The sequence below is a fragment of the Paenibacillus sp. J31R98 genome, assembly GCF_056269245.1.
Window position 1 is genome coordinate 69,519 of the sequence record NZ_JBWDNO010000011.1, and the last position, 16,710, is coordinate 86,228.

The 16,710-nt window shown below is 46.6% G+C and carries 11 protein-coding genes and 1 pseudogene; 8 read left to right on the top strand and 4 right to left on the bottom strand.

Annotation, left to right across the window (positions count from 1 at the left end):
- Positions 1–152: 152 nt before the first annotated feature.
- The 3 genes from hsdR to AC0YNX_RS28390 are packed head-to-tail and all read left to right on the top strand — an operon-like array spanning position 153 to position 6,306.
- The gene (gene hsdR / locus AC0YNX_RS28380) at positions 153–3,404 is read left to right on the top strand and encodes a type I restriction-modification system endonuclease (RefSeq protein ID WP_475819074.1); all 3,252 of its coding nucleotides are present in this window, start codon (positions 153–155) and stop codon (positions 3,402–3,404) included.
- Entirely contained in the window at positions 3,405–4,892 is a 1,488-nt protein-coding gene (locus AC0YNX_RS28385; protein ID WP_475819075.1) for a class I SAM-dependent DNA methyltransferase, read from the top strand.
- Positions 4,885–6,306, top strand: a complete 1,422-nt coding sequence (locus tag AC0YNX_RS28390) for a restriction endonuclease subunit S (RefSeq protein WP_475819076.1) — start codon at positions 4,885–4,887, stop codon at positions 6,304–6,306. The genes AC0YNX_RS28385 and AC0YNX_RS28390 overlap by 8 nt, the downstream gene beginning before the upstream one ends.
- 65 nt (positions 6,307–6,371) lie before the next feature.
- On the opposite strand, the gene AC0YNX_RS28395 is transcribed toward AC0YNX_RS28390, so the two are convergent.
- Entirely contained in the window at positions 6,372–7,799 is a 1,428-nt protein-coding gene (locus AC0YNX_RS28395; protein WP_475819077.1) for a SpoVR family protein, read from the bottom strand.
- A 171-nt stretch (positions 7,800–7,970) separates the two neighbouring features.
- On the opposite strand from AC0YNX_RS28395, the gene AC0YNX_RS28400 reads away from it, so the two are divergent.
- Positions 7,971–8,891: a phospholipase D family protein gene (locus AC0YNX_RS28400; protein ID WP_475819078.1), complete on the top strand. Its 921-nt coding sequence runs from the start codon at positions 7,971–7,973 to the stop codon at positions 8,889–8,891.
- A 63-nt stretch (positions 8,892–8,954) separates the two neighbouring features.
- Here the strand turns inward: AC0YNX_RS28400 and AC0YNX_RS28405 are convergent.
- Positions 8,955–9,785, bottom strand: a pseudogene (locus AC0YNX_RS28405) (SpoVR family protein); the annotation flags it as partial.
- Positions 9,786–10,014: 229 nt separating this feature from the next.
- On the opposite strand from AC0YNX_RS28405, the gene AC0YNX_RS28410 reads away from it, so the two are divergent.
- A complete protein-coding gene (locus tag AC0YNX_RS28410; protein ID WP_475819079.1) occupies positions 10,015–10,341 on the top strand; it encodes a flagellar protein in 327 nt (108 codons plus the stop codon).
- Here AC0YNX_RS28410 and AC0YNX_RS28415 read toward each other — a convergent pair.
- The gene (locus AC0YNX_RS28415; protein ID WP_475819080.1) at positions 10,338–10,931 is read right to left on the bottom strand and encodes an ankyrin repeat domain-containing protein; all 594 of its coding nucleotides are present in this window, start codon (positions 10,929–10,931) and stop codon (positions 10,338–10,340) included. The two genes, AC0YNX_RS28410 and AC0YNX_RS28415, sit on opposite strands and share 4 nt — an antisense overlap.
- A 161-nt stretch (positions 10,932–11,092) precedes the next feature.
- Here AC0YNX_RS28415 and AC0YNX_RS28420 point away from each other — a divergent pair, with 161 nt between their 5' ends.
- The 3 genes from AC0YNX_RS28420 to AC0YNX_RS28430 all read left to right on the top strand — a co-directional run bounded on the left by AC0YNX_RS28420 (position 11,093) and on the right by AC0YNX_RS28430 (position 14,674).
- Entirely contained in the window at positions 11,093–11,236 is a 144-nt protein-coding gene (locus AC0YNX_RS28420) for an RAxF-45 family protein (RefSeq protein WP_475819081.1), read from the top strand.
- A gap of 125 nt (positions 11,237–11,361) precedes the next feature.
- A complete protein-coding gene (gene abc-f, locus AC0YNX_RS28425; RefSeq protein WP_475819082.1) occupies positions 11,362–13,296 on the top strand; it encodes a ribosomal protection-like ABC-F family protein in 1,935 nt (644 codons plus the stop codon).
- A 139-nt stretch (positions 13,297–13,435) separates the two neighbouring features.
- Positions 13,436–14,674 carry an ATP-binding protein gene (locus AC0YNX_RS28430; protein WP_475819206.1) on the top strand — a complete coding sequence of 413 codons (1,239 nt, stop codon included), beginning with the start codon at positions 13,436–13,438 and terminating at the stop codon, positions 14,672–14,674.
- A gap of 50 nt (positions 14,675–14,724) precedes the next feature.
- On the opposite strand, the gene AC0YNX_RS28435 is transcribed toward AC0YNX_RS28430, so the two are convergent.
- A complete protein-coding gene (locus AC0YNX_RS28435) occupies positions 14,725–16,590 on the bottom strand; it encodes an LTA synthase family protein (RefSeq protein WP_475819083.1) in 1,866 nt (621 codons plus the stop codon).
- Positions 16,591–16,710: the final 120 nt, after the last annotated feature.

Here is a 16,710-nt window from a genome sequence, read left to right on the forward strand (position 1 = left end):
GGATTTAATGGAAATAAAGGATTTTAAGGACTTTTCACCGAAATTATACTCGGATCTGGAACTTAGGAACTATTTAAGCCTAGCTGGACAATTGATTTATTTGCATTTAGCAACCAATTGCATGATATCAACTTAGCATTGAGGTGTTGTGAATGGCTGGAAACTTTGACTTCTTACATGATCGTTGGGAGATCTTATCGACTCTTGGAGAGATGGCGGAACGTAATTTGTTTGTTGATCCCAATACATCGCTTATAAAGCTGCGTATGTTTGGTGAGACGTTGACTCAATATCTTTGTGCACTTGAAGAGATGATTGAGACGAAAGATATGAGTCAATTAGATCGCTTGAACAAATTAAAGCGTGATGACCTTGTCACTGATGAGGTTTTGGATCTTTTGCATACTCTCCGGAAAATCGGCAATAAAGCTAGCCATGATACAAGTATATACGGGACAACAGCTGAGGCGAAGCTTCTTACAAAGATGGCATTTCGTACTGCCGTATGGTTCATGCAGGTGTATGGTGATTGGAACTACCAACCACTTGAGTATGTTGAACCTACTCCAGAAGAAGCTGCAGGTAATGAAGAGCAATTGGCTGAATTAGCGAAAGCTTATGAAGCAAGACTAGCTAAGCAGGAACAAGAGTTAGAAGAACTTCGTAGACAACAAGTTATGGTGAGTAATGAGGATAAGAATAAACGCCATACGAAGTCCAAGCAAGCTGGCAGTGCCTTTACGCTTACCGAAGCCGAGACACGGCGCATCATTGACGATAAACTGAGGCAAGCCGGCTGGGAAGTAGACTCACAGACGCTGCGTTACGGACTAGGTATCCGTCCAGAGAAAGGGCGCAACATAGCTATCGCAGAATGGGCGCTTAAGACGGGCTTCGCCGATTATGCACTGTTTATAGGATTAGAGCTGGTCGGCATTGTAGAAGCAAAGCGAATCAGCAAGAACGTTGAAGCGGATATCGCTCAAGCTAAAAAGTATGCGATGCAAGTCGTACGCCATGGCGATGAAATCATTCACGGACCTTGGGGCAACTACCAAGTACCTTTTCTGTTCTCTACCAATGGTCGACCGTACTTGGAGCAGTTGAAGCATATGTCCGGTATTTGGTTCCTCGACGCTCGCAAATCGACCAACCATCCACGCCCGCTGCAAGCGTGGTATTCCCCGCAAGGGCTGAAGGATTTGCTACGACAGGATGTAGAGAAGGCAGCCAAAGATTTGCAGGACGAGACATTGGATTACTTGAAGCTGCGTCCATATCAGGAGGATGCAATCCTATCAGTCGAGGGTGCGATTGATAACGGGCAGCGGAACATTTTGCTGGCGATGGCTACGGGTACGGGCAAAACTCGCATGGCAATCGGGCTTATTTACCGACTCATCAAGCATAACCGCTTTAAGCGTATTCTGTTCCTCGTGGACCGCTCGGCGCTTGGGCGCCAAGCTGAGGCTGCTTTTAAGGATTCTAAGCTGGAGAGCTACCATTCGTTTACGGAGATTTTTGAGCTAAAGTCATTGGATGACAAGAAGCCGAATCCGGAGACCAAGGTACAGATCGCAACCGTTCAAGGAATGGTTAAGCGCATCTTCTATAATGAAACAGACGAGGCGGATATCCCGCCCGTTGACCAATATGACTGTGTGATTGTCGACGAAGCCCATCGAGGATATACGCTTGATAAGGAAATGTCCGAGCTGGAGCTGGAATTCCGCGACCATGAAGACTACGTCAGTAAATATCGCAAGGTGCTGGACTATTTCGATGCTTTCCGGATCGGATTGACGGCAACGCCGGCTCTGCATACGGTTGAGATATTCGGTCGTCCGGTGTTTAACTACTCGTATCGCGAAGCGGTTATCGACGGGTATTTGATCGACCATGAGCCTCCAATGCAGTTCGAGACTCAGTTGAAGAAGCACGGGATCAAATGGCAGGTTGGCGAAGAGGTTGCCGTATACGATATTTCGTCAGGAAATATTGAGAAAGAGATGCTGCAGGATGAAATCAATCTGGAAGTGACTCAGTTCAATAAAACGGTCATTACGGAGAATTTCAACCGCGTCATTCTGGAAGAACTGACGAAATACATCGATCCTGAGTCAGATGGGAAGACACTTATTTTCGCTGCGACTGATGATCATGCGGATATGGTGGTGCGAATTTTTAAAGATGAGCTGGAGAAGGCTTATGGAGCGGTAGATGACAATGCCGTACTCAAAGTTACCGGTTCAATAAAAGATCCATTGCATGCAATCAAACTGTTTAAGAATGAACGGCTGCCTAGCATCGTCGTAACGGTCGATTTGCTGACAACTGGTATAGATATTCCAAGCATCACAAATCTCGTCTTCTTGCGCCGCGTGCGTTCGCGGATTCTGTATGAGCAGATGCTAGGCAGGGCGACGAGACGATGCGATGAGATTGGCAAGGATCATTTTATGATCTATGATGCAGTTGGAATCTACGAAACGCTTAAGCCATACACGGACATGAAGCCTGTAGTAACGAAGCCGACTGTATCGCTTGATGTCTTGACGACTGAGCTTACGCAGTTAGAAGACGAAGAGCAGGGAAAACCGCACAAGGATCAGATCATTGCCAAAATACAGCGCAAGAAGCGTACTTGGACACAGAAGGATCACGACGACTTCAAAGCGCTGTCCGGCGGGATGAGCATTGAGAAGTTTATTGACGACTTGAAGAGCATGAGTGCACTGCAAGCAAGCGCAGATCTGAAGGCGAAGAAGCCGTTGGTTGCTTTTATTGATGAGAATCAGGGCAGAGGACACCGAATTTATATATCGGAGCATGAAGACAAGCTGATCTCCACTTCGCGAGGATATGGCAATGCCGACAAGCCGGAGGATTATCTGGAAGGATTCCATGCCTTTATCACAGAGAACATGAACCTCATTCCGGCACTTACGATTATTTGCACTCGCCCGAATGATCTGACGCGCGATGAGCTACGTAAGCTTCGGGTGGAGCTTGACCAGAAGGGCTACTCAGAAAAAATGCTGCAAGCCGCATGGCGGGATGCGAAGAACGAGGATATCGCTGCAGATATTATAAGCTTCATTCGTCAGCAAGCGCTCGGCGATCCATTAATTAGCCACGAAGAGCGCATTGAGAGTGCGATGAAAAAGATATATGATATGAAAGTCTGGTCGAAGGTCCAGAAGGATTGGTTGAAACGGATTGAGAAGCAACTGCTGCAAGAATCGGTGCTGGACCCGAATCCGGAGAAGGCTTTTGAAGTCGAACCGTTTAAGAGCAAAGGCGGTTATAAGCAGTTGAACAGAATATTTGATGGTGAGATGAACGCAATTGTAAGCACAATTAACACGGCACTGTATACACCAAGAAAGAGGGATTACGCGTAAATGGGCAATCAGGATATTGTACAGAAGCTTTGGAATCTATGTAATGTACTTCGGGATGACGGTATTACATATCACCAATATGTAACGGAACTGACGTACGTGCTGTTCCTCAAAATGATGAAGGAAACCGACAACGAAGGTATTCTACCGGAACAATATCGTTGGGATTCGCTGACAGAGCGTCATGGTATGGCGCTTCAGCAGCATTACCGTCAACTACTGCTAGACCTTGGCAACCAAGGTAATGAGACGATCAAGCAAATCTATATGAATGCAACCTCTAACATTAATGAGCCGAAAAACTTGGAGAAAATCATTACTTCCATTGACCAGCTCGACTGGTACAGTGCGAAAGAAGAAGGTCTTGGCGATCTCTACGAGGGATTGTTGGAGAAGAACGCAAGCGAAACGAAGTCGGGAGCAGGGCAATATTTTACACCACGTCCCCTCATTGATGTGATCGTTAAGCTGGTTGACCCGCAGCCTGGAGAGCGTTGTAACGACCCTGCGGCAGGGACGTTCGGGTTTATGATCGCGGCGGATCGTCATGTACGGAGCAATACAGACGATTACTTTGATCTAGGTGAGAAGGAAGCAGAGTTCCAGAAACATCAAGCATTCACTGGTGTTGAACTAGTTAAAGATACGCATCGCCTGGCGATGATGAACGCGATGCTTCACGATATCCATAGCGATATCATCCTTGGCGATACGCTGTCTGATGATGGAACCAACCTGAAAAACTTCGACGTCATCCTGACGAATCCGCCGTTCGGCACGAAGCAGGGCGGTGAGCGTCCGACTCGTGACGACCTGACGTTCGCAACAACGAACAAACAGCTGAACTTCCTTCAGCATATTTATCGTGCGTTGAAAGTCAACGGTAAAGCTCGTGCTGCTGTTGTTCTGCCGGACAACGTTCTGTTCGAAAGCGGTGTAGGTACGAAAATCCGTGCCGACTTGATGGACAAGTGTAATCTGCATACGATTTTGCGTCTTCCGACAGGCATATTCTACGCGCAAGGTGTTAAGACGAACGTCTTATTCTTCACGCGTGAGAAGACGGATAAGGACAGTACCAAGGACGTTTGGGTATATGATCTGCGCACTAACATGCCAAGCTTCGGGAAGCGTACGCCACTGACTGTGGCTCATTTCGATGCGTTTGCGGCGGCTTATACGGCAGAAGATCGTAAAAATGTGGAAGACGAACGCTGGAACGTATTCACCCGAGAGGACATTCTTAAGAAGGATGACAGCCTCGATATTGGCTTGATCGCTGACGAATCTTTGTCCGCCTATGATAACCTGCCTGATCCGATCGACTCGGCTGAAGAAGCAATGGCGAAGCTGGAAGAAGCGTTGGCATTGCTTGGCGAGGTTGTTGCTGAATTGAAGGCAATTGAGACGAAGCCGGTTAGCTATGAGGAAAGCAAAACAGCGGTGGCTAAAGTCGCGGAAGCATCCGGGGTATACAGCAATGAGTAAGAAGGTTGCGAAGTCGCAGGAAGAACTGTTGAAAGAGGCTTTGGTGCCTTCAGAAGAACAGCCTTATGAAGTGCCGGGTAATTGGATTTGGGTCTATTTTGGAAGAGTTGCTAGTCTGAGTAATGGATATGCATTTAAAAGCACAGATTATTGTGATGATGGAATATCGATTATTAGAATCTCAGATTTAAATGGTGAAGAAACTTCCACTGAAAATGCTGTTAAAGTTCCTGATAACTTGTATGACGAGAAATTTTTAATACGACGTGATGATCTTTTAATAGCTATGTCCGGATCGATTGGTAAAATGGGTGTTTATAAGAGCGATGAAATTGCTATGCAAAATCAACGAGTTGGTAAAATTGAATCAAAATCAGAACAAGTTCTTAATAGAAATTTTATGAAATACTTCATCTACAACTCAAAAGAAACGATTATTAAATTAGGATATGGCGGGACTCAACCGAATGTTAGTGGGAAGTTAATTGAATCACTGTTACTTCCACTGCCACCAATATTTGAACAAAAACGAATTGCTGATAAAGTCGAAAGACTTTTGGATAAAATCAATCAAGGCAAACAATTAATTGAAGAAGCCAAAACAACCTTTGAACTTCGTCGAGCGGCAATTTTGGACAAGGCTTTTCGCGGGGAATTAACAAAGAATGAGAGTTATATTTTAGATGAAGTCTTACTAAATTCTAATAAAGGTCAAATGACAGATGACGGAAAGAGTGAGGATTTACACAAACAGTTAGTGAATTTATCCCCAAAAAACTGGGCTATTTATCCTTTAGGTAATTTACTACGTCAGGATACGAGTATTTGTTACGGAATAGTTCAAACAGGTGAGAATACTCCAAATGGAGTACCAACTGTGCGTGCAGGTGATTTAAAGAATGGTTATATTGATATAAAAAGTTTGAAAAAAGTTGATAAAGAAATCGAAAATAATTATCCACGTTCAAGACTTTCTGGAAGTGAGTTATTAATTTCAATACGAGGTAGTGTTGGATACGTTGGTATCCCTACTTCTGAAATGCAGGGAATAAATGTATCACGAGAAGTAGCAGTAGTACCAATGAATAGGTCTTTAATACAGAAATATTTATCTTATTATTTCCAGTCCCCCATTGTACAAAATTACTTAAAATTGATAACCAAGGGTGTAGCCCAACAAGGAATAAATTTGAATCAACTACGTACTTTACCTGTGCCAGTACCCTCAATTGATGAACAAAATGATATAGTAAGGTTTTTAGATAACTTATTTGAAAAAGAAAAAAAAGCTAATCAGAATTTTGAAATGCTAAATGAGGATAATCTTAATAAATTATCGCAGACTTTGCTTTCGAGGGCTTTCCGTGGTGAACTGGGAACAAATGATTTAGTTGAAAAAAATGCTCTGTGCTAAAATAAAAGAAATCATCTGGATGGACCAATGGGTTCCAGATGATTTCTTTTTATTAGTTCGATAGCTTACAAAAACTTCCGACTTACCTTCTTCCCATCATACATAAACAATAATGCCTTATCCTCTACGACTGTCTCCAAGTAAATCGTCTTCCCCCACAACTGATAAACATGTGGCAGTGTCCGTTCCACATATTTCAAATCCAGTTCAACGCCTTCATACTGATGATATAAGTAAAGTTCACCATTGCGTAAGTAATCGCCATCCTTAACAACGAGGTACGGGAAGCCGCCGTTCACGCGCGAATAAGCAAGTTGGTCCCGAATATTCTCCCACGATTTATCGGTTATTTTCCACTCTGGACCTTTCTTTTCGAAAACATACAGATCCAGGTCCTTTACCAGATCTTTGGTTAAGTAGTTGCGAATGAATGAGATGTCCGCATTGTTCTCACGAACTTCGAACATTTTTTCTCTTCCGCGTCCGGGAACTCGCCCGAGCCGATCTCTTTCTTCCTGAGTAGGATTATCCCAACGCTTCTCAATATCTTCGAATATCTTTAAGCCCAGGTAGTAGGGGTTCAGTGAATGCCGTGAAGGCTGCACCACAGAAGAGTTCAGCTTTGCGAATTCAATAGTCTCATCAACAGTTAAATCAAGCTCACGCATGATCCGTTGGTGGAAAAAGCTTGCCCAACCTTCATTCATAATTTTTGTTTCGATCTGAGCCCAGAAGTACAGCATTTCATCGCGCAACATCGTCAAGATGTCACGCTGCCAAGGTTCCAGTATCGATGAATATTCCTCAATGAACCACAGGATATCTTTCTCCGGCTGAGGAGGGAAGGAGACTGCCTTTTCCTGTTTCTCCGGCGACTCAACCTTTTCCAATAACCAAAGATCGTCATATGGCGATGGGATCGGAGCAGATTCAGCCGGTGCACGTTTCTTCATGGAAGTGATGTAATCGTCTTTGGACATCCGATACGGTTTTACGATGGAAGGATCAACATGTTCTTGGATGGCGAGGACTGCGTCAATAAATTGCTCAACGGCAAGTGTTCCATAAGTCATCTCATACTCTCGAACCCGTTCTGCAGTAGCGCTCATGCTCTCGACCATGTTTCGATTCGTTTTTGAAAAGCGAGCATTGTTTTTGAAAAAGTCGCAATGGGCAAGAACGTGGGCGACGATCAGCTTATTCTGAATAAGAGAGTTGCTATCAAGCAGGAAGGCGTAGCAGGGGTTGGAGTTAATGACGAGCTCGTAAATTTTGCTAAGTCCGAGATCGTATTGCATCTTCATTTTGTGAAACGTTTTGCCGAAGCTCCAGTGGCTGAAGCGGGTGGGCATGCCATAAGCACCAAAGGTATAGATGATATCAGAAGGACAAATCTCATATCGCATCGGATAGAAATCAAGTCCTAGACCTGTCGCAACTTCCGTAATTTCATCAATGGCATATTCCAGCTCTTTCAAATCAGTAGATGGCATTTCCATTCCTCCAATTCTGATGGCGGTTATCTGGCTTCTTACCTCGAGTTGTTAACTGATTAAGCTTAGATAAATTATGATCACATTACGGATGCAGGTGAATTGATTTTTTATGTCGAATAATGCAAGGAATCTGTGGTTGGATATGAGTTTTGCTAGGAGGCAATATTAATGAGTCAGTTCTTGGGAAGTGATTTCCATAAGTCACTAATCGAGCAAGTAGGTAAGAGTACCCGTTCCATTACCATTATCTCACCATATGTGACGCTACCGGCTGTTAAAGAATTAGTTAAAAAGTTGCCTAATACGGTAAAAAGGCGTTCCCTGATTACGGTACCGCCTGGCGTGGAGTATGTGAATGGAAGCGTGGAGGTTGAAGCGCTTGAGCAGCTTAATCAACATGGATTCGAAATTCGTTGGTTAACTAATCTTCATGCAAAGATTTATTTGATCGATGAGAAAATAGCATTTGTAGGATCTGCGAATTTCACCAAAAACGGCTGGGAATTGGATAAGGGTAATGTAGAGGACATGATCAGCATCGAAACAAGCAATAGCGACCGTAATCATATCAATTCACGGTACATAACCACTTCTAATTTGCTTGATTTGAATGGAAAATGGAAAAAGGATGTAATTTCACAAAAACAGAAATTTCAAGAATTGAACAAACAGTTAATGAAATCCGTGCAAATTGATTTTCTGAATAATTATGGAGCAAACGAGCTCGCGGTTTTTTCTGACTATAAACTACCGCCAAACGGATATCAGTTTTACTTCAAATTCACTATTGCAAAAGTGACATGGCAAAAAATTAAGAAGGAAAAATCCACAATCCAACTAAAATTAGGCGGAGAGAAACAATCGTCTGATGCAACAATTACAGTTCCTTTTAGTAATTTCGGAAAGTATTTGACCAGTCAGTATACTACTGATAAACGACAAGATTGGCAATTTGGGCTATACGTTGATTACGAACAAAATTTAACACTCAGAATACGTGATAAAGTCATTGCAATTAATCGGAAAGATTTAAATGGCGCATTTAAAGTAGATATCTCTGTGACTAAAAGCACAAGAGCAAATGGATAATTTTTAGGAACGACCTTGGATTGAGGTCGTTTCTTTTTGTAATTAGAGCTAAGCACCTTTGCGATACGAAGCCCAGCCTTCGTTCATAATCTTCGTCTCGATCTGCGGCCAGAAGTAGAGCATCTCATCTCGCAGCATCGACATGATGTCCCGCTGCCAATCCTGCAAATTCGGCGAGTACTCCTCAATGAACCAGATGAGATCCTTCTCAGGCTGCGGCGGGAACTTCTTCGCGTCGGAGGCGCTTTTAGCCGAAATGCCTGCAGCTTGATCCTTCTCCTCTTGATCGAGATTCCAGAGATCGTCATACTGCGATTGGCGAGGCGCTTTAATCAATTGATTCTCCTTATTCAGCAGCTCAATGTACTGTGTTTTGTCCAGCTTGTATGGCCGAATCAGCGTCGAATCTACATGCTCCTGAATCGCCAGAACGGCATCGATAAACTTCTCAACCTCATCGGTGCCATATTCCATCTCATATTGGCTGACACGCTCGGCAGTAGCCGACATGCTCTCTACCATATTCCGGTTCGTAGCGCTGAACCGCGCATTATTCTTGAAGAAGTCACAGTGAGCGAGCACGTGAGCGACGATTAGCTTATTCTGGATGAGAGAGTTGCCGTCTAGCAAGAAGGCATAGCAGGGGTTCGAGTTGATGACGAGCTCATAGATTTTGCTTAGCCCAAAGTCATATTGCATCTTCATCTTATTAAACGTCTTGCCAAAGCTCCAGTGGCTGAATCTCGTCGGCATGCCGTAAGCGCCGAATGTATAGATGATATCGGCGGGGCATATTTCATACCGCATCGGGTAGAAATCGAGGCCGAATCCTTGGGCAATCTCCGTTATTTCATCAATAGCTCGTTCGAGCGCTTTGATCTCATCCTGGTGCAAATTCGTTTCCCCCTTGTCGTGCAATTGTGCTTCATAGCTATATGTATGGGGACGAAAGTGGCGATATGTGCTTTTTTTGACCAACGGAAATGCTAGATGAATATTTAACCAAGCCGTGATATGATTAGTTCAATAGAACTATAAGAGGCGAGGTTGAACTATGTCTAGAGAGCTATCTGTCGCCCACTGTCCTGGCTGTGGCAACGTATTTCAGAGGAACTTACGCAATATGTGTTCACAATGTTCAGCAGATGAGGATGCGGAGCTGACTACAATTGAACAGACGCTCAGACGCAGCCGCCAGCTGACGAATGAGCAGCTCTCCGAAGCTACGTCGATCGGTGTTACCCGAATTCGTTCGCTCATACGCCGCGGACGGCTGAAGCTGTACGATTATCCGAACTTGTCCGATGCCTGTGATCTGTGTGATTCGCCTGTCCGACAAGGCAAGCTGTGCGCGAAGTGCGTGAGCAGGCTTAAAGGTGATATTGCGAAAGACTTGGAGCAGAAGAGCCAGAAGAAAGAGCATGTGTTCTTGTCAAAGTTTAGACACTAGAGATGAGCGCCAGCCTGCTCCAGCAATGCTGCGATTTCGTTGAAGCGTCTGTGCTTCGCATGTCGGAGCGGGGTAACGCCATCCTTATCGGGGATGTTCACATCTGCGCCGTGTTCGATGAGCAGCTTCGCGACTTCGATATGATTCGGGCTGTTATTCCCGAGGACGATGACTTCCATGAGCGCTGTCCAGCCAAGGTTGTTAATATGATTGACGTCAATATCGCTAGTGGTCAGCAGCTCCCTCACAACATCGACATAGCCATGCTCCGAGGCTGGGATAAGCGCAACACCGCCGTAACGGTTTCTAATCCGCGTATCTGCACCGGCAGCGAGCAGCAGCTTAACCATTTCTAATTGACCCTTAGCTCCGGCATACAAGAATGGGTTGTCTAGAATATGATCCTGTTTGTGAATATCAGCGCCAGCATTGATCAATATTGCTGCGATAACCGGATTGTTCGCATGGGTAGCCACTAGCAGCGGCGTACGGCCGCGCTCATCGGTCGCATTGATATCAGCGCCTGCGTTAATCAGAGCTTGAACGGCCTCGGCATCGCGGCGAGCAATCGCTTGGAATAGATTGTTCATAAGGGATTATTGCCTCCTTGTATGGATAAACTTGGATTCCATTATACGATGCGCTCTATGATCAGAACAATGGACTGCAGAAATAGGCGGAGCCGCAGTTGCGCAACGACTGCAGCTTATGTTAAAGTACTCGTATCTATTGAGAAGGAGGTGAAGGTAGGATGAATGCAGAGAAGGTGAACGACCGTGTAAGCCAGCTTCCAATTGCGATGGCTGGCATCGTGCATGTTTTTGGACCTAACGGGATCAGTCTGTCCACAAACACGAATACGGTTTCACCACTCATGCGAAGACGCCTACCTTAGACCTCGATCGGATCAAGAACCGAAGAGTCGCGGGCCATTTGCCTGCGGCTCTTTTTTGCGTACCTGTATGAGAGATCAGGCTGTGGGGTGGCGGTGCTTCCGACTTAACTAGGAGGATTTCCACAATGATTATTGTAAATGGCGGCCATATAAAGAAATACTACGGGGCGAACCTCGTGCTCGAAGATGTAACTTTTGAGATTGGGGAGAAGGAACGAATCGGTCTCGTCGGCCGCAATGGAAGCGGCAAGTCGACGCTCATCTCGCTGATCGCCAAGCTGTCGAAGCCAGACGTTGGGCTGTTGACGATACGAAAGGAACTCCGAATCGGCTATTTGGCGCAGATTCCAGCTCATTGGGACGATGGAACGGTGTACGACGCGCTGGCATCTAGCTGCAAGGAGCTGCTTATGTGCAAGGCTCGTATGACAGAGCTGGAGCAGCAGATGTCTGATCCGAGTTCGGAGGATGGCGATCCGCAGCGCCTTGAGCGCCTGCTCGCCGATTATGCGAAGCTGCAAGAGAGGTTTCAGACCGAAGGCGGCTACGAGCTCGATGCAAGGATTGATACGGTGGCGAGCGGTCTGCAAATTCCGAAAGCGATGTATGAACGCAACTATGCGTCGTTATCAGGCGGAGAGAAGACGAAGATCGGGCTTGCCGCACTGCTAATCAGTAAGCCGGAGCTGCTGCTGCTCGACGAGCCGACGAACCATCTGGATCTGCAGAGCGTCGCTTGGCTGGAGTCGTATCTGAACAGCTTCGACGGCGCATGCTTAGTCGTCTCGCATGACCGGGCATTCCTCGACAATGTCGTCCATAAAATCATTGAGCTGGAGGATGGCGAAGCGCAGAGCTATCATGCCAATTACAGCGGCTATGTGCTGGAGAAGGAAGCGAGGCTGCTGCAGCTGTTCGCTCAATATCAAGAACAGCAGAAGCAGATCAAGAAGATGAAAGAATCGATCAAGCAGCTGACGGAGTGGGGACGCAATAGCGGTAACGAGAAGTTCTTCCGCCGGGCGGCTTCGATGCAGAAGGCGCTGGACCGAATGGAGAAGGTGAAGCGGCCGGTGCTTGATCCGAAGAGCGCCGAGTTCCAGCTGAAGCCGGAGGATCGCTCAGGGAAGCGGGTTGTTACGCTGACTAAGGTGAGCAAGCGTTACGGCTCTAAAGAGCTGCTGAACGAAGCTAACGGGCTGCTGCAGTATGGCGACAAGATTATGCTGCTCGGGCGCAACGGCACTGGAAAGTCAACACTGTTCAAAATGATTACCGGCGAAGAGCTGCCCGATGGCGGCGCGATTGAAGTAGGAGCGAGGGTCGAGATCGGCTACTTGGCGCAGGAAGAGTATCCGGCTGACAATAAGAAGAACGTGCTCGCTTACTTCCGCGAGCAGGCGGCGATGGAGGAAGGCGAGGCGCGGTCCCATCTGGCTCGGTATCTGTTCTATGGTGCTGATGTGTTCAAGGGTGTAAGTCAGCTCTCAGGCGGCGAGTGGACGCGTCTGCGGCTCGCGCTTCTCATTCTGAGGAAGCCGAACCTGCTCCTGCTCGATGAGCCAACGAACCATATGGATATTGCGGCGAGGGAAGCGCTTGAAGAGGCGCTGGAGGATTTTCCAGGCACCATTCTCGCGATATCGCATGACCGCTACTTCATCAATAAGCTTGCGAGCCAAATTTGGGAGCTGCGCAGCGGCAGTATTCATGTTTACCGGGGCAGCTATGACGATTATGCTGCGAAGCGTGAAGAGCTGCTGGCTGCGGAAGACACAGCTCCTGCTACTGTCGCTGCTGCTGTAAGACCGACTGCGGCATCGCAATCATCCGCGTCGCATTCATTCAAGAAGGAGCGGGCCAAGGCTGCTGCTCCTGCGGATGGAGCGAAATTAGAAGCTCGCATTGAGCAGGCGGAGAAGGAGCTTGCCTCGCTTGACGCCGAGCTTATGGAGCAAGCGCTTCAGCTGGATCCGGCTGAACTTGCGAAGCGTTGGGAATATAGAGAGGGACTGCAGCAACAGTTGAACGAGCTGTATGAGAGCTGGGCAAAGCTGTAACTGTCGAATGATACAAAAATTACTGGTAGTTTGTGGTGGGCATTGTGATATAGTTAGAGGTAAAAATAGATATATTTACCTATTTAGAACCAATTTCTAATCTGGGGAGTCGATCACAGCTACTATGCTTTCCATCTTGATGCATGAATTTCGTGGTTTGCTTTACATTCTGACAGCATGTATGCTGATCCTCATTGTAAAGCCTAGAGCGATGGTTACGGTGAAGCAGAGAGGCCTGCTGTTCATTGGAATATTCGTACTGCTAAGTATCTGTTATATGTTGATGGAGCCGTCCGATCCGCTCGTGTTCGCTCTGTTCCTGATTCCGATTCTGACTGCACTTAGCTCGATGTTTGAAGGATGGCTGGCAGCTTTGGTTGCCTGGGCTGCTTTCCTCGCTTGCGGGTATTGGATTGTAGGGACGGAGCTCGTTGCGACGGTTGTAAGCACATCCCTGCTGTTGCTGCTCGGTATCCTGTTTCATCATAGGTGGCTCCGCACCTGTGAGCTAAGCCAGCTCATGTATAAGTCGCTTCTGCTCATCTCCATCTACGAAGCTGTGTATATCGGCATCTACTATATGCGCGGGTATGAGGTTGATTTTAATTCTCTTGCTGTGATATTGGCGGGGACGTTCTTGTCGACTGCGCTCGTCTTCTTCGCATACTACCAAGTGAGGAATCACGAACGGATGCAGGAGGAGCTGTACAATGCTGAGAAATATCATATGATCGGCCAGCTCGCCGCTTCCATCTCGCATGAAATCCGCAATCCGTTAACGACGACGCGAGGGTTTCTACAGATGATGGGTAGGCCGAGTATTGACCAGGAGACAATGGAGCGCTATCGGATGCATGCGATTGATGGCATTGAGCATGCGAATTCGATTATTACCGACTATTTGAACTATGCAAAGCCGTCAATTGAGGATGCTCGCCCGATTGATGTGAAAGCAGAGATTAATGCGCTCATCCCATGGATTTCGCCGTTGTCTGTCATGTCGAGTATCGAAATCAAGATTATCCATGAGCAGGAGTCAAGCTTCTACATTATGGGGGAGCCGAAGAAGTTCCAGCAGTGCTTGCTCAACTTGATTAAGAACGCGATTGAGGCGATGCCTGGGGGCGGTGTGCTCACCATCACGACACGCGTTGAACAGTCAAACGTGTATATCCAGATTGCGGATACCGGTATTGGCATGAACAAGCTGCAGCTGAAGCGCATCGGCATGCCGTTCTTCACGACGAAGGAGAAAGGAACAGGCCTCGGTCTCATGGTTGTCGTCAGCCTTGTGAAAGTGATGGGCGGCCATATCGTATTCAACAGCAAAACCGGAAAAGGCACCGTTTGCGAAATTCGTTATGGACTCTATAGTTGATATCAAACGCAAAAACAGCACCGCCTCAATAGGCGGTGCTGTTCTTTTAGCTAAGGCTGGTCAACCGGCGGCAGCTGGCTCACATAACTGTCCGAGAGCTGGAGCAGCTTGAGTGCGCGGTTGTACTGGTCCTCTGAGGTGCTGGAGTTCGGCTGTACTGTGCCTTTCAGCGGGTGATGCGTGCCATCTTTATAGGCTGTGCCTGGGATGAACAGTTCATGATCCGTGATAAGCGAGCCAGACGGTAAATAATAGCGTTCTGGCAAGATATTCGAAGTCTGATTAAGCAAGTCTTGTCCGAAGTGAATATGATCGGCTAAAGAGAAGCCAAGCAGATTCGAGACGGTCGGCATTATATCGGATTGCGCTCCAAGCTGAGGTAGCACTTGATGCGGCTGGTCGATGCCTGGGCTTGAAATAATGAGCGGAATGTTAATCATATCCGTGATTCCATAATCACGACCATAAATTTCATGCATAAGCGCTTTATCATCATTATCAAGCGAGTAAATCGGTAGACCGAGATGGTCGCCGTAGATGACGAAGATGCTGTTGTCCCACAATCCGCGCTTCTTCAAATCATCAATGAACAAGCCAAGTGAATAATCGGCGTAGTTCTGTGCCCGAATATAATCACCGACGAAAGTGCCGTCATAACGGTCAGGCAGCTCAAGCTTGAATTTCCCCTTTGGAATGGTGAAAGGGTGATGCGACGACATCGTTATTAACTGTGTATAGAACGGCTTGCCCGACTTCTGCATCGTATCCAGCTGCTCTGCAGTCTTCTTGTACAGCACTTCATCGGAAGGACCGAAGAATACCATATCGTCTGTGCCAAAGAAGGATTGATCGTAATATTTGCCCCATCCTAATGCTTTGTACAACTCTTTGCGATTCCAGAAGTCAACGACATTCGTATGGAATGTTGCGGTTTGATACCCGTGTTCCTCAGCCAGACGCGGCAGGCTAGGAAGCTTACGATCGCTGTACATCATTGTAGCGGCGCCGGTTGGCGGTGTGTAAAACGACGTATTGACGACGAATTCAGCATCAGATGTATTGCCTTGTCCGACTTGCTGATAGAAGTTGGGGAAGTACAGGTGCTCATGCGCCAACTTGTTCATATTCGGCGTAATCTCTTGACCATCGATCTTCAGGTCGATCAGGAAGTTCTGGAAAGCCTCCATCTGAACGATGATCAGGTTTTTGCCAGCAGCGCTCTTCCAGTACTTCGGCGCTTGAGGCTCCGTAATGCCTTTCTCTTGGTCGATCGTTTGCTGCGTAATATCGGCCAGCGGAATTTCCGGCATTTTGGAATCGGCAAAGATCGTGTAGAGTTCATAATTGAGAATGCCCATATCTTCGGCTTTTACCAATTCGTTCATACTGGCACGGTTAGGCAGAATGTTGAACAAGCACAGCGCAAGCGAGCATATAAACACAAGAGAAACGACCGCTTTGTTCAGCGGAGCTTGGCTGAATTTCTTCCAATCTTGCAGCTTCGACTTACGAAGAAGCAGAACGATAAAGACGATAATATCGAGGAAAATAAACAAATAATAAGGGTCGAGAAGCGAGAAGACGCTGCTCTTGACCGCTGTTACCTGATTCGCTTGCTCGAGCGCATGGTAAGTTACGATAATGCCGAAATATTTATAGTACATGATGACCGCGAATAATATGGCCGTCACGAATAAATTGACTGTCACGTATAAGGCGAGCTTGCGTTTGGTAGCGAACCATTCAATTAAACAGAAGAGGAGCCAGAAGAATGGGAGCTCCGTAATGAACAATGTCCAGGATAGGCCACCGTCAAAGATGACGAGGTAGGCGAGCATGCTTTTGACAACGAGAATGAGTGTGAAAAAAAGAAACGGCCTCATCTGCAGCAGCCGTTTAAGTTGCCTAATCGGCATGACGAAATCCTCCTACGAAATTAATGTACGATCGTTCCATTATAAACTCTCATCGTACATTATGGACCTGTGCTAGATAGTTTGTCAAAATGGTAAATGCACACAAAGGCCCAGTATAAG